General features: G+C 68.0%; 18 protein-coding genes. 5 read left to right on the top strand and 13 right to left on the bottom strand.

The features are described 5' to 3' along the window. Nucleotides 1-45 precede the first annotated feature (45 nt). Entirely contained in the window at nucleotides 46-1,158 is a 1,113-nt protein-coding gene (locus tag HZ321_RS02355) for an FAD-binding oxidoreductase (RefSeq protein WP_181699824.1), read from the top strand. A gap of 3 nt (nucleotides 1,159-1,161) precedes the next feature. Here HZ321_RS02355 and HZ321_RS02360 read toward each other — a convergent pair whose 3' ends face one another. Then, nucleotides 1,162-1,725, bottom strand: a complete 564-nt coding sequence (locus HZ321_RS02360) for a TetR family transcriptional regulator (protein ID WP_181699826.1) — start codon at nucleotides 1,723-1,725, stop codon at nucleotides 1,162-1,164. A gap of 252 nt (nucleotides 1,726-1,977) precedes the next feature. Between HZ321_RS02360 and HZ321_RS02365 the strand changes: the two genes are divergently transcribed. Both HZ321_RS02365 and HZ321_RS02370 read left to right on the top strand, forming a co-directional pair. Continuing rightward, on the top strand, nucleotides 1,978-3,180 hold the full coding sequence (locus HZ321_RS02365; protein WP_181699827.1) for an efflux RND transporter periplasmic adaptor subunit: 1,203 nt from the start codon (nucleotides 1,978-1,980) through the stop codon (nucleotides 3,178-3,180). Beyond that, nucleotides 3,177-6,260, top strand: coding sequence for an efflux RND transporter permease subunit (locus HZ321_RS02370; RefSeq protein ID WP_181699829.1), 3,084 nt, complete (start codon nucleotides 3,177-3,179; stop codon nucleotides 6,258-6,260). The genes HZ321_RS02365 and HZ321_RS02370 overlap by 4 nt, the downstream gene beginning before the upstream one ends. Nucleotides 6,261-6,352: 92 nt before the next feature. Here the strand turns inward: HZ321_RS02370 and HZ321_RS02375 are convergent, their stop codons facing one another. The 5 genes from HZ321_RS02375 to HZ321_RS02395 all read right to left on the bottom strand — a co-directional run bounded on the left by HZ321_RS02375 (nucleotide 6,353) and on the right by HZ321_RS02395 (nucleotide 12,629). Then, nucleotides 6,353-6,739, bottom strand: a complete 387-nt coding sequence (locus tag HZ321_RS02375) for a hypothetical protein (RefSeq protein WP_181699831.1) — start codon at nucleotides 6,737-6,739, stop codon at nucleotides 6,353-6,355. 499 nt (nucleotides 6,740-7,238) lie between these two features. Then, complete coding sequence (locus HZ321_RS02380) at nucleotides 7,239-8,375, bottom strand: osmoprotectant NAGGN system M42 family peptidase (protein WP_181699832.1); 1,137 nt, start codon at nucleotides 8,373-8,375, stop codon at nucleotides 7,239-7,241. 26 nt (nucleotides 8,376-8,401) lie between these two features. After that, on the bottom strand, nucleotides 8,402-10,195 hold the full coding sequence (ngg, locus tag HZ321_RS02385) for an N-acetylglutaminylglutamine synthetase (RefSeq protein WP_181699834.1): 1,794 nt from the start codon (nucleotides 10,193-10,195) through the stop codon (nucleotides 8,402-8,404). Nucleotides 10,196-10,254: 59 nt separating this feature from the next. Continuing rightward, on the bottom strand, nucleotides 10,255-12,033 hold the full coding sequence (locus tag HZ321_RS02390; RefSeq protein ID WP_181699836.1) for an N-acetylglutaminylglutamine amidotransferase: 1,779 nt from the start codon (nucleotides 12,031-12,033) through the stop codon (nucleotides 10,255-10,257). A gap of 101 nt (nucleotides 12,034-12,134) precedes the next feature. Next, nucleotides 12,135-12,629: a response regulator gene (locus HZ321_RS02395; protein ID WP_181699838.1), complete on the bottom strand. Its 495-nt coding sequence runs from the start codon at nucleotides 12,627-12,629 to the stop codon at nucleotides 12,135-12,137. A 324-nt stretch (nucleotides 12,630-12,953) separates the two neighbouring features. Here HZ321_RS02395 and hemA point away from each other — a divergent pair, with 324 nt between their 5' ends. Then, on the top strand, nucleotides 12,954-14,228 hold the full coding sequence (gene hemA, locus HZ321_RS02400) for a 5-aminolevulinate synthase (protein WP_181699840.1): 1,275 nt from the start codon (nucleotides 12,954-12,956) through the stop codon (nucleotides 14,226-14,228). A 137-nt stretch (nucleotides 14,229-14,365) separates the two neighbouring features. Here hemA and ccoS read toward each other — a convergent pair whose 3' ends face one another. From ccoS to HZ321_RS02425, 5 genes are all read right to left on the bottom strand, one after another. Continuing rightward, the gene (gene ccoS / locus HZ321_RS02405) at nucleotides 14,366-14,533 is read right to left on the bottom strand and encodes a cbb3-type cytochrome oxidase assembly protein CcoS (protein WP_181699842.1); all 168 of its coding nucleotides are present in this window, start codon (nucleotides 14,531-14,533) and stop codon (nucleotides 14,366-14,368) included. Then, nucleotides 14,530-16,824: a heavy metal translocating P-type ATPase gene (locus HZ321_RS02410; RefSeq protein ID WP_181699844.1), complete on the bottom strand. Its 2,295-nt coding sequence runs from the start codon at nucleotides 16,822-16,824 to the stop codon at nucleotides 14,530-14,532. The genes ccoS and HZ321_RS02410 overlap by 4 nt, the downstream gene beginning before the upstream one ends. Before the next feature lie 11 nt (nucleotides 16,825-16,835). After that, nucleotides 16,836-17,342 (bottom strand): FixH family protein, encoded by a 507-nt coding sequence (locus tag HZ321_RS02415; RefSeq protein WP_181699846.1) that lies wholly within the window; start codon nucleotides 17,340-17,342, stop codon nucleotides 16,836-16,838. A 67-nt stretch (nucleotides 17,343-17,409) separates the two neighbouring features. Beyond that, on the bottom strand, nucleotides 17,410-18,864 hold the full coding sequence (ccoG, locus tag HZ321_RS02420; protein WP_181699848.1) for a cytochrome c oxidase accessory protein CcoG: 1,455 nt from the start codon (nucleotides 18,862-18,864) through the stop codon (nucleotides 17,410-17,412). A gap of 207 nt (nucleotides 18,865-19,071) precedes the next feature. Continuing rightward, the gene (locus HZ321_RS02425) at nucleotides 19,072-19,695 is read right to left on the bottom strand and encodes a LysE family translocator (RefSeq protein WP_181699850.1); all 624 of its coding nucleotides are present in this window, start codon (nucleotides 19,693-19,695) and stop codon (nucleotides 19,072-19,074) included. Nucleotides 19,696-19,888: 193 nt separating this feature from the next. Here HZ321_RS02425 and HZ321_RS02430 point away from each other — a divergent pair, with 193 nt between their 5' ends. Next, nucleotides 19,889-20,518 (top strand): glutathione S-transferase family protein, encoded by a 630-nt coding sequence (locus HZ321_RS02430; protein WP_181699851.1) that lies wholly within the window; start codon nucleotides 19,889-19,891, stop codon nucleotides 20,516-20,518. Between the two features lie 94 nt (nucleotides 20,519-20,612). Here the strand turns inward: HZ321_RS02430 and ccoP are convergent, their stop codons facing one another. Then, nucleotides 20,613-21,479, bottom strand: a complete 867-nt coding sequence (ccoP, locus tag HZ321_RS02435) for a cytochrome-c oxidase, cbb3-type subunit III (RefSeq protein ID WP_181699853.1) — start codon at nucleotides 21,477-21,479, stop codon at nucleotides 20,613-20,615. 3 nt (nucleotides 21,480-21,482) lie between these two features. Then, a complete protein-coding gene (locus HZ321_RS02440; protein WP_181699856.1) occupies nucleotides 21,483-21,632 on the bottom strand; it encodes a cbb3-type cytochrome c oxidase subunit 3 in 150 nt (49 codons plus the stop codon). Nucleotides 21,633-21,643 lie beyond the last annotated feature (11 nt).

Below are 21,643 nucleotides of genomic sequence, written 5' to 3' on the forward strand. Positions count from 1 at the left end.
CCATCCTCGCCTCGACCCGCCTGCCCCACCGGTTCCGGACGACCCATGACCCTTGCCGCCACCCAGCATCTCGCCGCGCACCTGACGTCCCCCGGTGCGTGGGACGCCGAAGCCGACGACACGCTGGTCTGCGCGGCGGTGATCGCCGAGACGCACGACGTCGCCACCTTCGTGTTCGAGCCGCCGACCCCTGCGACGTTCCGGTTCAAGCCGGGCCAGTTCCTCACCTTCGAGTTCCCGCTGCCGGACGGGCCGGTCAACCGCTGCTACACGATCGCCTCGTCGCCGATGCGGCCGCATACGGTGTCGATCACCGTCAAGCGGGTGCCGAACGGGCCGGTGTCGAACTGGCTGCACGACCACTGCCGCCGCGGCACGGCGGTGAAAGCCATCGGTCCGATGGGCGACTTCACCTGCGTCGACGCACCGGCGGCAAAGTACCTGTTCCTGTCCGGCGGTTCCGGCGTCACGCCGCTGATGTCGATGAGCCGCGCCTTCGCCGACCTCGGCGGGCCGGTGGACATCGTCTTCGTCCACGCCGCGCGCAGCCCGCGCGACATCGTGTTCCGGCAGGAACTGGACCTGATGGCGCAGCGCCTGCCCGGCTTCCGGGTCGTCCACCTCGTGGAGACCCCCGGCGACCAGCTGGGCTGGCCGGGCACCATGGGGCGGATCTCGCCGGAGTTCCTGAAGCTCGCCGCGCCGGATCTCGCCACCCGTTCGGTCTTCTGCTGCGGGCCGGATCCGTTCATGAAGGCGGCACGCACGCTTCTCGCCGACCTTGGACTGCCGGCTGAGAACTACCACCAGGAGAGCTTCGACTTCGCCACGCTTTCCGCCGAGGATCCCGCCGTCGCATCGGACGTCCTCGCCGCGGAAGCGGGCGTGAGCGTGCCGACCTACAAGGTGACCTTCACCAAGCTCGGCCAGACCGTGGACGTGCGCGGCGACCAGTTCGTGCTCGCCGCCGCTCGCGACGCCGGCCTGCGGCTGCCCTCGTCCTGCACGTCGGGACTTTGCGGAACCTGCAAGTCCAAGCTGGTCTCCGGCACCGTGGAGATGAAGCACCAGGGCGGCATCCGGCAGCGGGAGATCGACAACGGCCTGTTTCTGCCGTGCTGCTCCAAGCCCACCAGCGACCTCGTCGTGGAGAAGTGACGGCTACTCCGTCTTGGCGGCCAGCATTGCTTCCAGGCGCTCGTAGACCGCAGCGCGGTCGTCGGCGTTGAGCGGGTTGGCCTCCAACAGGTCCAGCGTGTCGAGCCCTTCCACGGCCAGGAAGGCGATCAGCGATAGGATCGGGTCGTCGCTGTCGCGGAAGCGCGCCGTCAGCGCCGCATTGCGGGCGCGGACCGGGGCAACCAGGTCGGGGTTCTCGGCGATCGCGGCGAGGAATCCGGACGGCGGCTTGCCGCCGCAGGCCGCTTCCGTGGCCGCCGCGGCGACGAAACCACGGGCGGTGCGGTTGCGGCAAGGGCCGAGCTCGGCCTCGGCTTCCATCCGGCGGATATCGCTCTCGATGATATGCTCGGCGACCAGCGCCTTCAGCAGCGCCACCTTGTTGGGGAAATTGTAGAGCAGTCCGCCTTTCGACACGCCAGCCCGCTCGGCAACCGCCTCCAGAGACAGATGCGCAGCGCCGGATTCCATCACCACGTCGATCGCGGCGGCGACGATCCTTTCGCGCGAGCTGGGGCGGCCCGGCTTGCCACCCGTGTTTTTCACGGTGGGTGAAGCGGAACCTTGGCCAGACTTGGCGCGTTCAAGCGAGCGTGATGTCAACATGCGTCCTTTTTGATGCATGAGATGCGCAAATGCGCGCAACGTCAGTTGACTAAACCGTCCGGACGGTACAGTTATGGCGCCTGGACCGCAAGTCCGTCGTTGTGATTACGGCGGGCCGCGGTCACCAACGCATAGCGCCACCGCGACCGTCCCGCATTTCAGGGCCCAACGCAGGTGGCTACGGGTCCGTCCATGATCAAGAGATTCATCGTAGCCCTGGTTCTGCTTACCTTGGTGTGCGGCGGCATCGTCGGCTTCAACATGTTCCGCGCTCAGATGATCGCGAACTTCTTCGCCAACATGCCTCAGCAGACCGTCACCGTCTCGACCATGACGGTGGAGCCCGTCCGCTGGGAGCCGGGCATCGATGCGGTCGGCACCGTGTTCGCTCGCCAAGGCGTCGACGTCGCGTCGCGCTCCAGCGGCGTGATCGAGGAGATCCGGTTCAAGGCCAACGACAAGGTTGAGGCCGGCGCCATCCTGGTGCGCATCGAGCGCCGGGTGGAGGAGGCCGAACTGATCGCCGCCCGCGCCAACGTGGTACGCGACCAGCAGGGGCTGGACCGCGCCCGGGCGCTCGCCTCGCGCGGTGTCAACTCCACCGCCACGCTGGAAGAAGCGCAGGCTCAGCTCGACTCCTCCCGCTCCTCGCTGGAACGCCTGGAGGCGGAGCTGGAGCAGAAGGACATCGTCGCGCCCTTCGCCGGCACCGTCGGCATCGCCCGCGTCGACATCGGCCAGTACATCACGCCGGGCACGGTGATCGCCACGCTGCAGGACCTGGAGCGGATGAAGGTCAACTTCACCGTGCCGGAGCAGCAGCTGCCGAACCTTTCGATCGGCCAGCAGGTGGCCTTCGGCCTCACCCAGGACGCCCTGCCCTACGTCGGGCAGATCACCGGCATCGACCCGAAGATCGATCCGGCGTCGCGGCTGATCTCGGTGCAGGCCGAGGTGGACAATTCCGACGGCAAGCTGCGGCCGGGGCAGTTCATCAACGTCCGCATCCAGCTGCCAGCCGAAGACAACATCGTCGCGCTGCCGCAGACAGCCGTGGTGACCTCCCTCTACGGTTCCTACGTCTACGTGGTGCAGGAGGAAGAGCCCAAGCCGCAGGCCGAGGCGGCTCCCGCTGCCGGCGGAACCGCCCAGGCCCAGGCGCCCGCCGAGGGCGAGGCTGCCAAGCCCAAGCTGGTCGCCCGGCAAGTGTTCGTCGAGGTCGGCCGCCGCAATGCCAACCAGATCGAGGTCACCAAGGGTGTCACGAGCGGCGCGCAGGTGGTGACGGCGGGCCAGAACCGGCTCTCCAGCGGCAGCCCCGTCGTGGTCGACAACACGATCGACCCGAGCAAGATCGAACAGCAGGGCGCCAACGTCGCCGGGGGTCCGTCGTGAACTTCTCCGAAATCTTCATCCGGCGGCCGGTGCTTTCCACGGTCGTCAGCCTGATGATCCTGCTGGTCGGGTTCCAGGGCATCTTCAACATGTCGATCCGGCAGTACCCGGAGGTGGAGGAGACCGTGATCACGGTCACCACCGTCTACCCGGGCGCCTCGCCGGACCTGATCCAGGGCTTCATCACGACGCCCGTCGCCAAGGCGGTCTCCTCGGCCGAGGGCGTGGACTACGTCACCTCGTCGAGCCGCCAGGGCGCGTCCGCGGTGTCGGTTCACATGCGCCTCAACACGGATCCGGATTCGGCGCTGACCGAGGTCATCTCCAAGGTCCAGCAGGTCCGCGGGCAGCTGCCGTCGGAAGCCGAGGACCCGGTGATCGTCAAGGGCACCGGCCAGCAGTTCGCGCTGATGTACCTCGCCATCCAGAGCGAGAACATGAACGCGCGCGAGATCACCGAGTTCATCACGCGGGTGATCCAGCCGCGGCTTGCTACGGTGGAGGGCGTCGCCGACGCGCAGATCCTCGGCGGGCAGGAATTCGCGATGCGGATCTGGATCGATCCGGTCCGGCTTGCCTCTCGCGGGGTCACCGCGTCCGAGGTGCTGACCGCCATCCAGGCGTCCAACTTCCTGTCGGCCCCCGGCAGCACCAAGAACGAGTACGTCGCCTACTCCATCGAGACGGAAACCACGCTGCAGACGCCGGAGGCCTTCGGCGAACTGCCGATCCGTTCGGACGGTGACGACGTGGTGCGTCTGCGCGACGTCGCCACCGTGGAGCTCGGCGCTGAGGACGACAGCACGCACGTCCGGTTCAACGGCCTGCAGGGCGTGTTCATCGGCGTGTTCCCGACGCCGTCGGCGAACCCGCTCGACACGGCCGCGGCCGTCGCGGCGGAAGTTCCGCTGATCCAGGAGACGCTGCCGCAGGGGACCCGTATCGAGCTCGTCTACGACAGCACGGAAGCCATCTCGGCGTCGATCGAGGAGGTGTTCAAGACCATCGGCGAGGCGGTGCTCATCGTCGTCGGCGTGATCCTGCTCTTCCTCGGATCGTTCCGCTCGGTGGTGATCCCGATCGTGACGATCCCGCTGTCGCTGATCGGCGTCTGCTTCTTCCTCTACGGGCTCGACTACTCCCTCAACACGCTGACGCTCTTGGCCATGGTGCTTGCCATCGGTCTCGTCGTCGACGACGCGATCGTGGTGGTGGAGAACATCCACCGGCACATCGAGGAGGGCCTGAAGCCGCTCGACGCGGCGATCGTCGGCATGCGCGAGATCTTCGGCCCGGTGGTGGCGATGACGGTCACGCTGGCCGCGGTCTACGCGCCGATCGGATTCACGCAGGGCCTCACGGGTTCGCTGTTCCGCGAGTTCGCCTTCACGCTCGCCGGGGCGGTGATCATCTCCGGCTTCGTCGCGGTGACGCTGTCGCCGATGATGTCGGCGCGGCTGCTCAAGCACGGCGCCACCAGCCGCTTCCAGCGGATCGTCGACCGCTCCTTCGACAAGCTCGCCGGCTTCTACGGGCGGCGGCTGGAAGGCTCCCTGCTCTATCGGCCGGTGACGCTTCTGATCGTTGTCGTCCTGCTCGGCACGTCCGTGTTCCTGTTCCTCAACACCACCACGGAGCTGGCGCCGGAAGAGGACCAGGGCGCGGTGTTCTCGGTGGTCAACGCACCGCAATACGCCACGGACGACTACACCGCCCTCTACGCCGATCAGATCGACAAGATGGTGGAGGCCGTTCCGGAGGTCGCCGCACGCTTCCAGGTGATCGGCGGCGAGAGCGAGACGTCCGGCTTCGTCGGCTTCGTCCTGAAGCCTTGGGACCAGCGCGAGCGGAGCCAGGCCGAGCTGCAGCAGGAGCTGCAGGGCATCGTCAACAAGTCGGCAGGCCTGCAGGCTTTCGTGTTCGGCATCCCCTCGCTGCCCGGCTCGGGCGGCGGCCTGCCGGTGCAGGTGGTGGTGCAATCGACCAGCGATGCGGAGCGCGTGTTCGAGATTGCCGAGGAGATCAAGAACCGGGCGATGGCCGCCGGCCGCTTCATCGTGGTGCAGAACTCGCTCTCCTTCGAAACGCCGAAGGTGCGGGTGCTGATCGACCGCAACCGCGCGGCGGCGCTCGGCGTGTCGATCGCCGACATCGGCAACACGCTGAACATCCTCGTCGGCGAGGGCTCCGTGTCGAAGTTCGACCGGGACGCGCGCGCCTACGACATCATCCCGCAGGTGCCGCAGAAGTACCGGCTCAACCCGGAAAGCCTCGGCGCCTTCTTCGTCCGCAGCCAGTCGGGCGAGATGGTGCCGCTGTCCTCCGTTGTGTCGATCGACACGCAGGCGTCCGCGCCGGCGATCGAGCAGTTCAATCAGCTGAACTCGTCGACCATCTCGGCCCTGCCGCAGCCGGGCGTGACGACGGGCGATGCGCTGGCAACGATCCAGCAGATCGCCCGCGAGGTGATGCCGGACGGCTACTTCCTGGAATACGCCGGCCAGTCGCGGCTGGAGGTGGAGGCCGGGAACACGCTGCTGATCGCCTTCGGCCTTGCGATCGTCATCATCTACCTGGTGCTGGCCGCCCAGTTCGAGAGCTTCCGCGATCCGTTCATCATCCTGATGAGCGTGCCGCTGTCGGTGTTCGGCGCCATGGTGCCGCTCAATCTCGGGCTCGGAACGCTCAACATCTACACGCAGGTGGGGCTGATCACGCTGGTCGGGCTGATCACCAAGCACGGTATCCTGATGGTGGAGTTCGCCAACCAGCTGCGCGAGGAGCGCGGCATGACGAAGAACGCGGCCATTGTGGAGTCGGCACGGGTGCGGCTGCGGCCGATCCTGATGACCACTGCTGCGATGGTGCTGGGCGTGTTGCCGCTGATCATCGCCGACGGCGCCGGCGCGGCGGCCCGCTATTCGATCGGCCTGGTGATCGCAACCGGCATGTCGGTCGGCACGCTCTTCACGCTGTTCGTGGTGCCGATGTTCTACACGCTTCTCTCACGCAAGGATGAGGCCGTGGAGACCACCGACGAAGCTTACGGCCACCATGGGTCCGCGCAGCCGGCCGAATAGGTCGGACGCACCCTTTCAGCGGACGCGAAAACGGCGCGGATGCCACCATCCGCGCCGTTTTCCTATCTGTCGCGATCCGGATCCGGTCGGCCTCACAGAGCGGCGAGGTCGGCCTTCATCAGGTTGACTTCCTCGACCGCCGTCATGGCCGGCGCAGAGCCCACCGGGCCCTCGCCGCAGACGACCGAGAAGCCGGCCTGGTCGGGCGTGTCGAGATCGATCGTCTCACGAGCGGAGAGCGTGACCTCGACGATATCCGACGTGCTCGCGTCGGCCGACTGGCCGACCACGAGCATGACCGAGCAACTCGCCAGCGCGGGAGCCTCGTCGGCGGCACTTGCGACGCCGCCGATCCGGCCGATGTCCTGGGTCTGGGGTTCGACCCAGCTCGTGCTGCCGATGGCCGCGATACCGGCCGCAGTTCCGAAGAAAACAGTTAATGCAGCCGCAACGGCCGCGGTGTGTACGGGCTTGAACATGACTTGGTCCGGGGTAAGCCGGCTCCAGTATGACTTGTTGTTCGAAAGTCGTCGCCGTACCGTCGGCTGACGACCAGTATAATCACACACATTCCTGAACGTCCGCATCACCCGAATGGATGATTTCAAAGATGGTTAATTCCTAACCATCTGTACCACGCATTACAGGATGAGGGCGGACTGGACGCTGGATGTGCGCCTTACGGACCGCTTGTTTCCGCCATTTTCCGATGGCTCCGGCTCGGAGCCTGTGAAAAGTTAACAGAATCGCAGCGTACTCATCCGGAACAACGTCGGCAGCGGGAAAGGGTTCCCCCGACAAATAACGTTCCTGGTGGCGCGATAGGCGAACACTTCAACGTAAACGTTTTCGTACCCGCAAACTGCCGCCACGCTTCAGTTGTGGCTGTTTCGCTCAAGTCAATGTGAGCCTTAACCAAGTCTTTCTCTCCTCGAGAGCCGCAAAGTCGAGCAGGAGGTTGACTCGCGGGCCGAGTTCCTACAGCCGCACGGGCGCTTCGGCCTCCGCGGTGGGCTGGGTGGTGAAGCCCTCCGGCCCGGCGACGGGCTCGGCGTCGCGAGGAATGTCGATGGGGCTGGTGACATAGGCTGTGACCAGTTCGGCCACCGAGCGAAGCGCGTGCATGTGCGTCCGCTCCCAGCCGTGCGAGGCGTCGACGCCGAAGGTGATCAGCGCGGTGCGCACGTCGGCGCCGGCCTCAAGGGCCGAAGCGCTGTCGGAGCGGTAGTAGCGGAACACATCCGTCTGGTGGCGGATGTCTTCGTCGCGGCAGAGCCGGATCAGCTTGCGCGTCAGGTGGAAATCAAACGGGCCGGTCTGGTCGGCGACAGCGACGGTGACGCCGAACTCGTCGGACGCCTGGCCAGGTGCCACGGTGCCGTTGTCGATCGCCACCATCGAGGCGACGTCCTGCGACAGCACCGACGATGCGCCGACGCCCACCTCCTCGGAAATGGAGAACAGGAAGAGCGTGTCGACCGCCGGGACGGTGCCGGCGTCCGTCAGCGCTTTCATGGCCGCCAGCATCGCCGCCACGCCGGCCTTGTCGTCGAGATGGCGGGAGGCGATGAAGCCGTTGGCAAGGAACTCCGGCTGCGGGTCGATCGCGACGATGTCGCCCACGGAGATGCCGAGGCGGCGGAGGTCATCCGCCGTCCGCGCGAGCGCGTCGACCCGGAGCTCCACGTGCGGCCAGCCGATCGGGGCGCTGTCGACTTCCTCGTTATAGGTGTGGCCGGAGGCCTTCAGCGGCAGGATGGTGCCGCGGTAGGCGCCCTTCTCCGAGAAGATCGTCGTCCGCGCGCCCTCAGCGAAGCGGGCGGACCAGTGGCCGATCGAAACCAGCTCCAGCCGCCCGTTAGGCTTCAGGTACTTCACCTGCGCCCCGAGCGTGTCGACGTGGGCGATGACGGCGCGGGCCGGGTGCGGCTCGCGGCCCTTCAGCACCGCTCGGATCGCCCCGCGGCGGGTCAGCTCGACGCCGAGGCCGAGCGCCTGGATCTCGTCGGAGACGCGGCGCACGACCTGGTCGGTGTATCCGGTCGGGCTCGGGATCGCGAGCAGGTCGCCGAGCCGGGCGGCCAGGTAGTCCGTGTCGATCGCCAGGCGCGGCATGGCGCTCCCTTCATGTCGGTTGAGGATCAGCCGGGGGCAGGCCCGCGGAGCTCGGTCAGCCGGGCGGCCGCGGGTACCGATTGGGGAAACAGCAGGTCGACGAAGCGCTCTGCCGTCGGCTGCGGCTCGTGGTTGGCGAGGCCCGGCCGCTCGTTGGCCTCGACGAAGGCGTAGAAGGGCTTGTCCGGCGCTTCCACCAGGAGGTCGATGCCGGCAACTGGGATCGGGATCGCGCGCGCCGCCCGCACCCCGGCCTCCACCAGCGTCGGGTGGACGATGTCCGTCACGTCGTGGATCGTGCCGCCGGTGTGGAGGTTGGCGGTCTTGCGCACCACGATCTCCATGCCGGCCGGCAGGACGTCGTCGAGGCCGAAGCCGCAGCGAGACACGCAGCGTTCCGTCTCGCCGTCGAGCGGGATGTGCGCCTCGCCGCCGGTGGCGGCCGCGCGACGGCGGCTCTGGCGCTCGATCAGGTCACGGATGCGGCTCTCCCCGTCGCCCACCACGCGGGGCGGCCGGCGGAGGGCAGCCGCCACCACCTTGTAGTCAATGACGACGAGGCGCAGGTCCTCGCCTTCCACATACTCCTCCACGATGACGCGCTCGCAGACGGTGCGGGCGCGCTCCACCGCCGCCTCCAGCGCCTCCGCCGTGTCGATGCCGACGGAGATGCCCCTGCCCTGCTCGCCGCGGGCCGGCTTCACCACGACCTGGCCGACCTCCTTCAGGAAAGCGGCGCGCTCGGCCGGGTCGTCGGTCTCGACCTGCGCCGGCACACGCAAGCCGGCCCGCTCCATCACCCGCCGCGTCACGGCCTTGTCGTCGCAGATCGACATGGCGACGGCGGAGGTGAGGTCGGACAGGCTTTCACGGCAGTTGATGATCCGCCCACCGTAGGAGAGGCGGAAGAAGCCCGCCTCGGCGTCGGTCACCTCCACGCCGATCCCGCGGCGGCGGGCTTCGTCGACGATCAGGCGGGCGTAGGGGTTGAGGTCGCTCTCCGGGCGCGGGCCGACGTAGAGGCGCTCGTTGAAGGAGTTGCGCCGCTTCAGCGTGAAGAAGGGGACGCGCCGGAAGCCGATCTTCTCGTAGAGGGCGATCGCCTCGTCGTTGGAATGCATCACGGAAAGGTCCATGAACCCCGCCCCCAACGCCTTGAACCGCCCGGCGAGGTAATGCACCAGGGCCGCGCCGATGCCGGGGCTGCGCGCTTGCGGGTGGACCGCCAGGCTCCACAGGGAGGAGCCCCGCTCCGGATCGCGGAAGGCGTGGGCGTGGTCGATGCCCATCACCGTGCCGACGATCTCGCCGGATCCGGCGTCCTCGGCGACGAAGACGCGGACGACGCGGCTCTCCTTGTTCCGCTCGAAGAAATCCGGGGGCACGGTCACCATGCCGCGCGCGGCGAGGATGCTGTTGACCGCCGTCGCGTCCTCGCGGCTTGCCAAGGGGCGGATGTGAAAGCCGCGCGCCAGCCGCCGACTGCCGCGGTAGGTCGTGAGGTCCAGGCGGAAGGTGTGCGAGGGGTCGAGGAACAACTCCTGGGGCGCGGCGGCGAGGGCCACGTGGGGGTCGCGGATGTAGAAGGCGATGTCACGCCGGTCCGGAGCCTCGGCGCGCATCACCTGCGCCAGCACCGCGGCGTCGTCGAAGGTTTGACCGAACAGCAGCCGGCCCCAGCCGCAGTCGATCACCACGTCGCGGTCCATCTCGACAGGCCGATCGCCGCCAGCCGGGATCGGCGGGCGAAACGACTGGGCGCGCAAGCGCTTGAAGCGATGGGCGACGGCACCCCTGCTCTTGGAGAGGAGGCTGGACATGGAACGTGTCTCCAACTGGCGGCCGGCGGGCCGCTGAACGCGAATGAAAAACCGTGGGCTCAGGACGGAAGGTGCGTCTGCAGCCAGATCTCCAGGGTGGCGACCTGCCAGAGCGTGGAGCCGCCGAGCGGGGTGATGTCGCCCTTGGGATCGGCGATCAGCCGGTCGATCGCCTCGCGTCGGAACAGGCCCCGTTCGCGGGCCGTGCGGGAACCAAGCGCGTCGCGGACCATCTCCAGAACCGGTCCCTCGATGTACTTCAGCGCCGGGACCGGGAAGTAGCCCTTCGGGCGGTCGATCACCGCCGACGGAATGATCCGGCGGGCGACGTCCTTCAGCACCTTCTTGCCACCGTCGCCGAGCTTCAGCGGCGAGGGAATTCGCGCCGCGAGTTCAACCAGTTCGTGGTCGAGGAAGGGCACGCGCGCCTCCAGGCTGGAGGCCATGGTCATGTTGTCGACGCGCTTCACGGGGTCGTCGACCAGCATCACCGTCGCATCGATGTGAAGCGCCTTGTCGACGGGGTCGGCGGCGCCGCTCTCGGCCATATGGCGGGCGACGAAGTCGGTCGGCACGTCCCGGTCGGCGCGGGCGGCGGGGTCGAGCAATTCGGCCAGGCCTGCGTGGTCGCGATCGGCGAAGGCCGCCATGTAGCCGGCGACCGGATGGCGGCTGCCGGCGAGCTTCGGATACCAGTGGTAGCCTGCGAAGACCTCGTCGGCGCCCTGGCCGCTCTGCACCACCGTCACGTGCTTGGCGACCTCCCGGGACAACAGGAAGAAGCCGACATTGTCGTAGGAGACCATCGGCTCGGACATGGCGCGGAAGCAGTCGGGCAGCGCCGCGATCAGGTCGGACGAGGGTACGAAGATGCGGGTGTGGTCGGTGTCGTAGTGGCTGGCGATCAGGTCGGAGTAGACGAACTCGTCCCCGATGAAGTCGTCGACCGTCTCGAAGCCGACGGAGAAGGTTTTCAGGCCGGCCTGCCCGGCCTCGGCGAGCAGGCCAACGATCAGGCTGGAATCAAGGCCGCCGGAGAGCAGCACGCCGACCGGCACGTCGGCCACCATGCGCCGGGCCACCGCCGTCTTCAGCGCGGCGAGCACCATCTCCTCCCACTCGGCGGCCGAGCGGCGCTCGTCGGCGGCATCGCGCCGGAACGAGAGGTCCCAATAGCGGTGCTCGCGGAAGCGGCCGTCCGGCTCGATGATCCGCACCGTCGCGGGCGGCAGCTTGCGCACGCCCTTCAGCAGGGTCCAGGGCGGCGGAACCACGGCATGGAAGCGCATGAAGAACTCGACCGCCACCGGGTCCAGGGCGGTGTCCACCTCTCCGGCGGCCACCAGCGCCTGCAAGGTCGATGCAAACCGCAGGCGCCCGGGCGTTTCGGCGAGGTAGAGCGGCTTGATGCCGAAGCGATCGCGGACCAGCGCCAGGCGGCCAGTCTCGCGCTCGTGGATGGCGAAGGCAAACATGCCGAGGAAGCGCCGGGGCGCGTCCTCGCCCCATTCCGCCCAGGCCTTCAGGATCACCTCGGTGTCACCATCGGTGGCAAAGGCATGTCCCAAGCCTTCCAGCTCGCGGCGAAGCTCACGGTAATTGTAGATGCAGCCGTTGAAGACGATGGTCAGGCCCAGCGCCTGATCGTGCATCGGCTGCGCCGAGCGCTCGGAGAGATCGATGATCTTCAGCCGCCGGTGGCCGAGCGCGACCCGCCCGTCAGACCAGAGCCCGTGCCCATCCGGACCACGGTCGGTCATGCATGCACCCATGCGGGAGACCGCGGAAACATCCGCGTCACGCCCGTCGAAAGTCACCTCGCCGCCCAATCCGCACATCCGCCCGGCCACTCCTTCGCATCGTCATCCGATAACGACGGAATGCGGGCGGTGCGGGGATGGTTCCGATCGAAAACGGGTACGGAGCCGTGGGGAAGGGGTCAGGCGACGTTCTGTTCGCCGGGCTTCACCTGCCAGATGTTCTGGCGGTTGCGGATCTCGCGCGGAGCCGGTCCGAAGTAGGTCGGGGTCTTCACGAAGTCGCGCGGGGCGAGGATCACGCTCTGGATGCGCTGGTAGAGCGACTTCGCCGAGATCGGCTTGCAGAGCAGTTCGTGGATGCCGAGCCGGCGGGCCTCGATGATGCGACTGCGCTCGGTGTGCCCGGTCACCATGATGATCGGGATGTAGGCGAAGGGGTTGGACGGGTTTCGGATCATCCGCACCATGTCGGCGCCGTCGAGGATCGGCATCACCCAGTCGAGAATCAGGATGTCCGGGTTGGCGCGGTCCATGGCTTCCAGACCGCCGGCGCCGTCTTCGGCCTCCACGATCCGGCGCGCGCCGAAGCCCTGCAGCATGGTGCGCAGGATCGTACGCATGTAGGCGCTATCTTCCACGACCAGGAAGGTCAGGGACGACAGATCGAGTTGCACCGGAACACTCCTTTTCCGCGAACAGTGTCCGCCGCAAACATGAAAAAGGGGTTAGGGAGCCGCTCTCCGTCTTTTCGACAGGATTTCGTTAGAAGTGTTGGCTCACCATGTCGTATCGGCCTTCCCTGCACCGATGCCGCACTTCCCGATTGGCGAGACCATCCCGATGTTTGATGCCGATCAAGGACTGCCGCGTCCAGCCTGTCGGATATTGGCCGGACCGACGGACGGGTCGGGAATCATCGCGGCGCGGCATTCTGGCTTTCGACAGCCGGCAAGGGTCTGTATAAGGTGTGCGCGATCGGGGAGGGAACGGATCTGATCATGGACTACACTCTCTTTTTCGAAGACGCGGTTAGGGCTCTGAAGGACGAGAAGCGCTACCGGGTTTTCGCCGATCTGGAGCGGGTCGCAGGCCGATTCCCCCGTGCACTCTGGCGCCGTGGCGACGAGACCCAGGAGATCGTGGTCTGGTGCTCCAACGACTACCTGGGCATGGGACAGCATCCGAAGGTGATCTCGGCGATGACCGAGACGGCGCAGCGCATGGGCGCGGGCGCCGGCGGCACGCGCAACATCTCCGGCACGAATCACCCGCTGGTCCAGCTTGAGAACGAGCTCGCGGATCTGCACCAGAAGGAAGCCGCGCTTATCTTCACGTCCGGCTACGTCTCCAACGAGGCGGCGATCTCCACGATCGCCAAGCTGCTGCCGGACTGCCTGATCCTCTCCGACCAGTTGAACCATGCCTCGATGATCCACGGCGTTCGGTCGTCGGGCGTCTCCAAGCAGGTGTGGCGCCACAACGACCTCGCCCACCTGGAGGACCTCCTCAAGGCGGCCGGGCGCGAGCGCGCAAAGCTGATCGTGTTCGAGAGCGTCTACTCCATGGACGGCGACGTCGCGCCGATCGAGCGGATCGCCGATCTCGCCGACAAGTACAACGCCTACACCTATATCGACGAGGTCCACGCGGTCGGCATGTACGGTGCGCGCGGCGCGGGCATCTGCGAGCGCGACGGCGTGATGGATCGCATCGACGTCATCGAAGGCACGCTCGCCAAGGGCTTCGGCGTGATGGGCGGCTACATCACCGGCACCTCCGCGCTGGTCGATGCGGTACGCTCCTATGCGCCGGGCTTCATCTTCACGACCGCCCTGCCCCCGGGGCTCTGCGCGGCTGCCACCGCGTCGATCCGGCACCTCAAGGAGAGCACCGCAGAGCGCGAGGCGCACCAGCGCCAGTCGGCCCGCACCAAGGCCGTCCTGCTTGCCGCCGGGCTGCCGGTGATGCCGAGCGAGACGCACATCGTGCCGCTCCTGGTCGGCAATCCGGACCTCTGCAAGAAGGCCTCGGACATCCTCCTGGAAAAGCACGGCATCTACATCCAGCCGATCAACTACCCGACCGTGCCGCGCGGCACGGAGCGGCTGCGCATCACGCCGACGCCCTACCACGACGACTCGCTGGTGGAGCATCTGGCCAACGCGCTGGTCGACGTCTGGGAAACGCTGGAACTGCCGCTCAACACGCCGCAGCCCATCGAGGACGACGGCGTCGTCATCCGCCGCCAGATCTTCCGCGCCGCGGGCGGCTGACTGCGGGCTTCTGTCCCCCAAGAACAATGCAGAAGGCGGGCTCAAGGCCCGCCTTTTTCGTTCGGAAGGAGCGGGCGACGAGGGTCGTCCCGCGATGGCAGGGGCCGCGCCGGTCGCTGCGCCGCAACGCTCGACAATCAATCCCCGCCGTCTCCGTCCCCATCGATGTCGTCGTCCTGGATGGCGCGCCAGGCGGCGCCGTCGAGGTCGTCGTATTGGCCGTGCTTCAGCGACCACATGAAACCGGCGAGGCCGAGGAGGCCGAGGCCGAGCGCGACGGGCACGAGGTAGACGAGGACGTTCACGCCGGGGTCTCCGTTGCCGGCGCGCCTGACGCCGTCGAACGCGCGGCCGCCGCCGGGGGTTTCGCCACCCGGCGCAGGCGCAGCGCGTTGACCGTCACGATCAGCGACGAGCCGGACATGGCGAGGGCTGCGATCAGCGGCGTGACGTAGCCGAGCACGGCGATCGGCACGGCGAGGGCGTTGTAGACGACGGCGATGGCGAGGTTTTCGCTCATCAGGCGGCGGGCGGCGCGGGCGACTTCCAGCGCCACCGCCACCGGTGCCAGCCGCTCGCCGAGGAACACGGCGTCGGAGGCGGCCTGAGCGATGTGCGCGCCCGTCACCGGCGAGAGCGACACGTGGGCCGCTGCAAGCGAGGGTGCGTCGTTGAGCCCGTCTCCCACCATCAGCACGCGGCGGCCCTCGGCCTTCAGCGTCTCCAGGCGCGCGATCTTGGCGGTGGGATCGACCTCGGCGCGCCATTCGGCGACGTCCAGGGCGCGGGCGACCTCGGCGACCGCGGGCGTGCGGTCGCCGGAGAGGATCTCCACGGCACAGCCGCGCTGCTTCAGGCGGGCGATCGTCTCGGCGGCGTCGCTCTTCAGGCTCTGGCCGAGCGCAAAGAGAAGCGGCGCGCGGCTGCCTTCTCGGAAGGCGATCAGCGAGGCGGACGGGTGGGCGTCGCGCACCTCGGCGGCGTCGTCATCCTCCACGGCACAGAAGGCCAGGCTCCCGAGCCGCAGCGTCTCGCCGTCGTGCATGGCGTGGACACCCTCGCCCGCGGTCTCGCGGATCGCGTCGAAGGGGTCGCTCGCGTCCGCGGCCTTGGCGAGGGCGCGGGCAAGCGGGTGGCGGCTGCCGAGCGCAAGGCGGCCGGCGCGGGCGAGCGCGTCGGCGGGAACCGAAGCGGCGTTGAGGAGGCGCGGCTCCGGGCTGGTCAGCGTGCCGGTCTTGTCGAACACGACGGTGTCGACGGCGGCCAACCGCTCGATGCCGTCACCGGCGTTGAGAAGGATGCCGTTGCGGAACAGCCGGCCGGCCGCGACCACCTGGACCGCCGGGATGGCGAGCGCCAGCGCGCAGGGACAGGTGATGATCAGCACCGCGATGGCGATGACCAGCGCCTCGTTCCAGTGGACGCCGACGGCCATCCAGCCGAGGAAGGTCAGCGCCGCCGCGGAATGGACGATCGGCGCGTAGGCCTTCGCGGCGCGATCGGCGAGGCGCATGGTGCCGGCCTTGGCGGACTGGGCCTCGGCGATCAGCCGCTCGATCTCGGCGACCAGCGTGCCCTCGGCCGCCGCGGTGACCTCCACGGTGAGGTTGCCGAAGCCGTTCAGCGTGCCGGCGTGGACCATGTCGCCGCGGCGCACGGTGGCGGGCGTGGTTTCGCCGGTGACGAGGCTGGTGTCGATCTCGGACGTGCCGACGCGGACGATGCCGTCGACCGCGACGCGCTCGCCCGGCCGGACCAGCACCCGGTCGCCGACGCGGATGCGGGAGACCGGCACCTCCGTCAGCGTGCCGTCTTCGCCCATGCGCACGGCGCTGTCGGCCCGCAAGGTCGCCAGCGTCTCGGCCTCCACGGCCGTGCGGCGGCGCATGTTCTCGTCCAGGAAGCGGCCGAGCAGCAGGAAGAACAGGAGCATCAGCGCGCTGTCGAAGTAGGCCTCGTGGGCGTGCGTCAGGGTGTTGACCACGGACAGCGCCATGGCCAGCGTGATGCCGATGGAGATCGGCACGTCCATGTTGACGGCGCGCCGACGGATTGCGGCGAGCGCGCTCTCGTAGAAGGGGCGCGCGGCGTAGGCAACGCAGGGGATGGCGACCAGCGCCGACATCCAGTGGAAGAAGTCACGCGTCTCGGCGGTGATGTCCGTCACGTTGCCGGACCAGACGCTGACCGACATCAGCATCACGTTCATGCCGCCGAAGCCGGCGACACCGAGGCACTTCAGGAGCCGCTTGGATTCCGCCGAGCGGCCGTCGCGGCGCGCTGCCGGATCGAAGGGCTGCGCGGGATAGCCGATCGCCTTCATGCGGTCGAGGATGCGGTCGGGCACCAGGGCGCCGGGGTCGTAGACCACCACGACCCGGCGGCTCGCCAGGTTGACGCGGGCGGAGGCGATCCCCTGCACGCGCTTCAGGCCGCGCTCGATGTCGCCCATGCAGGCGGCGCAGGTGATGCCCTCCACGGCGAGCTCCAGGCGGCGTCGGCCGCCATCCTCCGCGGTGGTGTAGGCGGTCCAATCGCGCTCCGGCGGCGGCAGATCGGCCGCGGGAGAGGCAAGCGGCGCGCTGAGGCTGGTCATGGCGACGCTCCTCAGTTGGCCAGCATCAAGGCGTTGCGGCTCATGAACAGGCGCTCGCCGCCGCGCGTGGCGGTCAGCACCAGCATGCGCCGGCCAGCAGCTTCGCCGGCGATGATGCCGCGATATCGGCCGGGCTCGGTTTCCGCGAGAACGACCATGCGGTCGCCGCTCGTCATCGTCGGATGTTCCAGCTCGGCGGTGACGGTCAGCCCCGCCTCCGGATAGCCGTCCCGGGAGGTGAAGGTCACGGCGATCTCGGCGCCGGCATCGCCGAGCCCGGCGGAAAGGTCCACCGTCCAGCCCCGTTCGTCCTGGGCGTGCGCGGCCTCCACCTCGGCCCGGAACTCCTGCCCGGCCTTGTAGGAGGAGGCGACCTCAAGGCCGGGGAACGTGCCCAGCGCGTAGTAGATGAAAACGCCGTTGACCGCGAAGATCACGGCGAAGAAGGCGAGCATCCAGTAGAGCACGGTCCAGCCGGTGACCGGACGTCCGCCGTCGGTGGTTCGGGTCGTTGCCATCTCGAGATCCCTCCTCGATCGTGTTGGAGCGCGGCGGCACCCGTCCGTGTCGCCGCGCTGTCGGCCGTCACTTCTGCGGCAGCTTGAAGAAGTCGCGGGCGATCGCCGCCTCGCCGCTCGAGATGTCGACGATGCGGAAGACCACCGGCGTGGAGTCGTCGAGCCCCTCCGCACTCTGCGTGGAGACGTGCACCCGCAGCTCGCGCGTGGTGTCCGGGCCGACCGTCACCAACGGCACATCCCTGAAAGTCTGGTCCACGCCGACCGCGTCGATCACCGCGCCGTCCGGCAGACCGTCGACGCCCAGCGTGAAGGAGCGCTCCTCCGTCCGCTTGTTGAGGATGCGCACGGTGTAGCCGTTGCGGATGCCGCCCTCGGAGAGCTGCACGGCGATCGGGTTGCGGTCGTGCAGGACGTTGACGTCCTGGAAGGCGCGCGTGGCGAGCGTATAGGTCATCACGGCACCCACCACGGCGATCAGGCCGGCGTAGAGCACCGTGCGGGCGCGGACGATCCGGTAGATCGGCGGCTTGCCCGCAGCCCGGCGGGCGATGTTCATGTCGGTGTCGTAGCCGATCAGCCCGGGCTCGCGGCCGACCTTGGTCATCATCGTGTCGCAGGCGTCGATGCAGAGGCCGCACTGGATGCAGCCGAGCTGGATGCCGTCGCGGATGTCGACGCCGGTCGGGCAGGCGTGCACGCAGGCGATGCAGTCGATGCAGTCGCCGGCCGGGGCGCCAGCGGCCCGCGCCTTCTCGGCCGTCTTCACCGACATGCGCGGCTCGCCGCGATCACCGCGGTAGGTGACGTTCAGCGCCCACTCGTCGGTGAGGGCAGCCTGGATGCGCGGCCACGGGCACATGTAGAGGCAGACCTGCTCGCGCATGTGGCCGGCGAGCGCGTAGGTGGTGAAGGTCAGGATGCCGATCCAGATGTAGACCGCCAGCGGGGCCTGGTGGGTGATCAGGTCGTGCACCAGCGTCGGGGCGTCGGCGAAGTAGAGCACCCAGGCGCCGCCTGTCCACCAGGCGATCATCAGCCAGGCGACATGCTTCATGGTCTTGCGGGCGATCTTCTCGCCGTACCAGGGCTGCTTGTCGAGCAGGATGCGCTCGCGGCGGTCGCCTTCGATCCAGCGCTCCACCTGCATGAAGAGGTCGGTCCAAACCGTCTGCGGGCAGAGATAGCCGCACCAGACGCGGCCGGCGACCGCGTTCATCAGGAACAGCATCAGGGCGGCGACCACGAGCAGACCGGTGAGGTAGTAGACCTCCTGCGGCCAGATCTCGATGAAGAAGAAGTAGGCGCGCCGCCCCGCGAGGTCGATCAGCACCGCCTGGTCGGGCGCATTCGGCCCACGGTCCCAGCGGACGAAGGGCAGGAAATAGTAGAGGCCGAGCGTGATGAACAGCACCGCCCACTTGATCGTGCGCAGGCGCCCGTGCACCGCCGCCGGGTAGATCTTCTTGGCGGCGGCGTAGAGGACATCCCCACCCGCGGCCCCGTCGGAATCGACGCTCATGTCCGGCCCACTCCTCATGCGCGGACCGGGGCGCTTCCGTCCACCCCATCCGCGAGGCCGACTATGGGGGAAAGGGGGGCGCGGGGCTTTGACATTGGTCAAAGGGCGGGAGGGGGCGGGGGCCGAGGTTGTTGAGCTTTGAAGACGCACCGGTCCGGCGTCTGTAAGCCTTGCCGAGGAGCGGGCGTAAACGTGGGGCTCGGCGGATCAGCCTGGCCACGCGACGAGTGCCGCGACCACGACAAAGATGAGGCCGGCGAAGCGGGCGGCCCAGATCGTGAACGCCGGGCGGCCCGCCATCAAGCCGCCGAGCCTTGCGGCGCCGGTCGCGACCGAACCATAGACCACCGCCTGAACCGTGACCGTCATTATGCCCAGGACGACGGCTTGCAGCCAGATCGGGCCATAGGCCGACTTCAGGAACTGCGGGTAGACGGAGAAGACGAACAGATACGCCTTCGGATTGAGCAGGCAGGTTAGCAAGCCTTGGGCGAACACGGTCACAGCCGGACGCAGTGCCCCCGGTCTTACCGGGCCGAGGGAGATCGAACTTCGGATCAGGGTGAAGCCGATCCATGCCATGTAGGCGGCCCCTGCGTAGACAACCACCGGCAGCACTGCTGGCATCCAGCGGGCCAGGACTCCGACCCCGACCGCGCCAAAGAGCGTGTGCACGGCCCCACCGGACGCGATGCCTGCCGTCGCGGCTATTCCCAGGCGGCGTCCGCCGGTTATCGCGTTCGTCATGACGAACAGCATGTCCATGCCCGGTACGATGATGATGCCGGCCAGCAGAACAAGAAAAAGCGCAAGGTTTTCAGCGTAGTCCATCCGTTCGCTCCGTCCGAGGGCCGGGCAATCTGGCCACGCGTTTCAAGAAATACCGGCCTAGTGACAGAAGTTGGCAGCATTATTCCGCTTGGCGCCGAGCGTTGATGTCGGTCCTGCAAGCCTGAGCCAGCAGGCTCTCGACCCGCCGCACGCCCTCTGCCATCCTCCCGGCCAACAACCCGGGAGGAGCTCCATGGCCGACGAAATCGTGCTCTACACCAACCCGATGTCGCGCGGGCGGATCGCGCGGTGGATGCTGGAGGAGACCGGCGTTCCCTATCGCACGGAGATTGTGCCGTTCGGGCCGTCGATGAAGACGGCGGAATACCGGGCCACCAATCCGCTCGGCAAGGTGCCGGCGATCGTCCACAACGGCGTGGTCGTCACCGAGTGCGCGGCGATCTGCGCCTATCTTGCCGACGCGTTCCCGGCGGCGGGCCTTGCGCCGCCCCTCGACAAGCGCGCCGACTACTATCGCTGGATGTTCTTCGCCGCCGGTCCGCTGGAGCAGACGCTGGTCAACCGCGCGCTCGGCGTGGAGGTGCCCAAGGAGAAGCGCGGCATGGTCGGCTACGGCTCCTACGAGACGATGCTGGATGCGCTGGAGGCGGCGGTGACCGCCCATCCCTTCGTCGCCGGGGACCGTTTCAGCGCGGCGGACGTCTATGTCGGGTCCCATATCGGCTGGGGCCTGCGCTTCGGCTCGATCGAGGCGCGGCCGGCGTTCCAGGACTATCTTGCCAAAATGACTGCGCGACCGGCCTGGCAGCGGGCGAACGCGCTCGACGATGAGGCCATGGCCGCGATGCAGGCTGCGGGCTGAGCTCTTCCGTTCGGCGCCGGCGCCAAAAGAAAACGGCGGGGATCGCTCCCCGCCGTTTCGCAGCCCCTTGCGGGGCGCGGCCCCCACCGCGTGTTCAGCTGCCGCCGCCGAGGGCGTGGACGTAGACCGCGAGCGACTTGATCGTCACCGGGTCGAGACGGCCTTCCCAGGTCGGCATGACGCCGCGCCGGGCGTTGGTGATCGTCTCGACGACGGACTTCTCGTCGCCGCCGTAGAGCCAGATCGCGTCGGTCAGGTTCGGACCGCCGAGATCCTGCAGGCCCTTGGCGTCCTCGCCATGGCAGGCCGCGCACTGCTCGGCGAAGACCGTCTGGCCGGCCGCCACGTCGGCGCCTTCGACCGCGCCGCCGGAGAGCGACAGGACGTAGCCGGCGACGTTCTTGATCTGCGCAGGCTCCAGCAAGGCGTCCTTGCCGAAGGCGGGCATGTCGTTCACCCGGGTGTCCGGATGGGTCGACCGCACGCCGACGAGCAGCGTCTGGTGGATCGCGTCGAGCGAACCGCCCCACAGCCAGTCATCGTCCTGCAGGTTCGGATAGCCCTTGGACCCTGTCGCGCCCGAGCCATGGCACGGGGCGCAGTTGTCGCCGAAGGCCGCCTTGCCGTTGGCCATGGCGAACTCCAAGAGCTTCGGGTCGCCCTGGATCTGCTCCAGGGTGGCGTCCTTCAGGCCCGAGGCTGCCGCCAGGCGGGTGGATGCGCCAACGGCCACGTCGTTCAGGGCGGCTTCACGCTGTGAATAGCCGAAGAAGCCCTTGGTGTAGCCGGTCAAGGTCGGCCACGACGGGTAGACGAGGAAGTATCCGAATGACCAGATGATGCAGATGTAGAACAGCCAGAGCCACCAGCGGGGCAACGGGTTGTTCAGTTCCTTGATGCCGTCCCACTCGTGACCGGTCGTGGTCACACCCGAGACGTGATCGACTTCATGATGTGCCATGGCTCAGTCCTCCCGGAAGGGTATCCGGGCCGCATCATCGAACTTGGCCTTGTTACGGGGCCAGCACGCGTAGACGATGACAGCGCAGAAGAGAAGGAAGAAGTAGACGGTTCCGCCCTGCTGGGCGAAGGCGGCAAGTGCTTGATAGTCCATGTCCGCCTCCT

The organism is Chthonobacter albigriseus (genome assembly GCF_013839445.1).
Lineage (GTDB): Bacteria > Pseudomonadota > Alphaproteobacteria > Rhizobiales > Pleomorphomonadaceae > Chthonobacter > Chthonobacter albigriseus.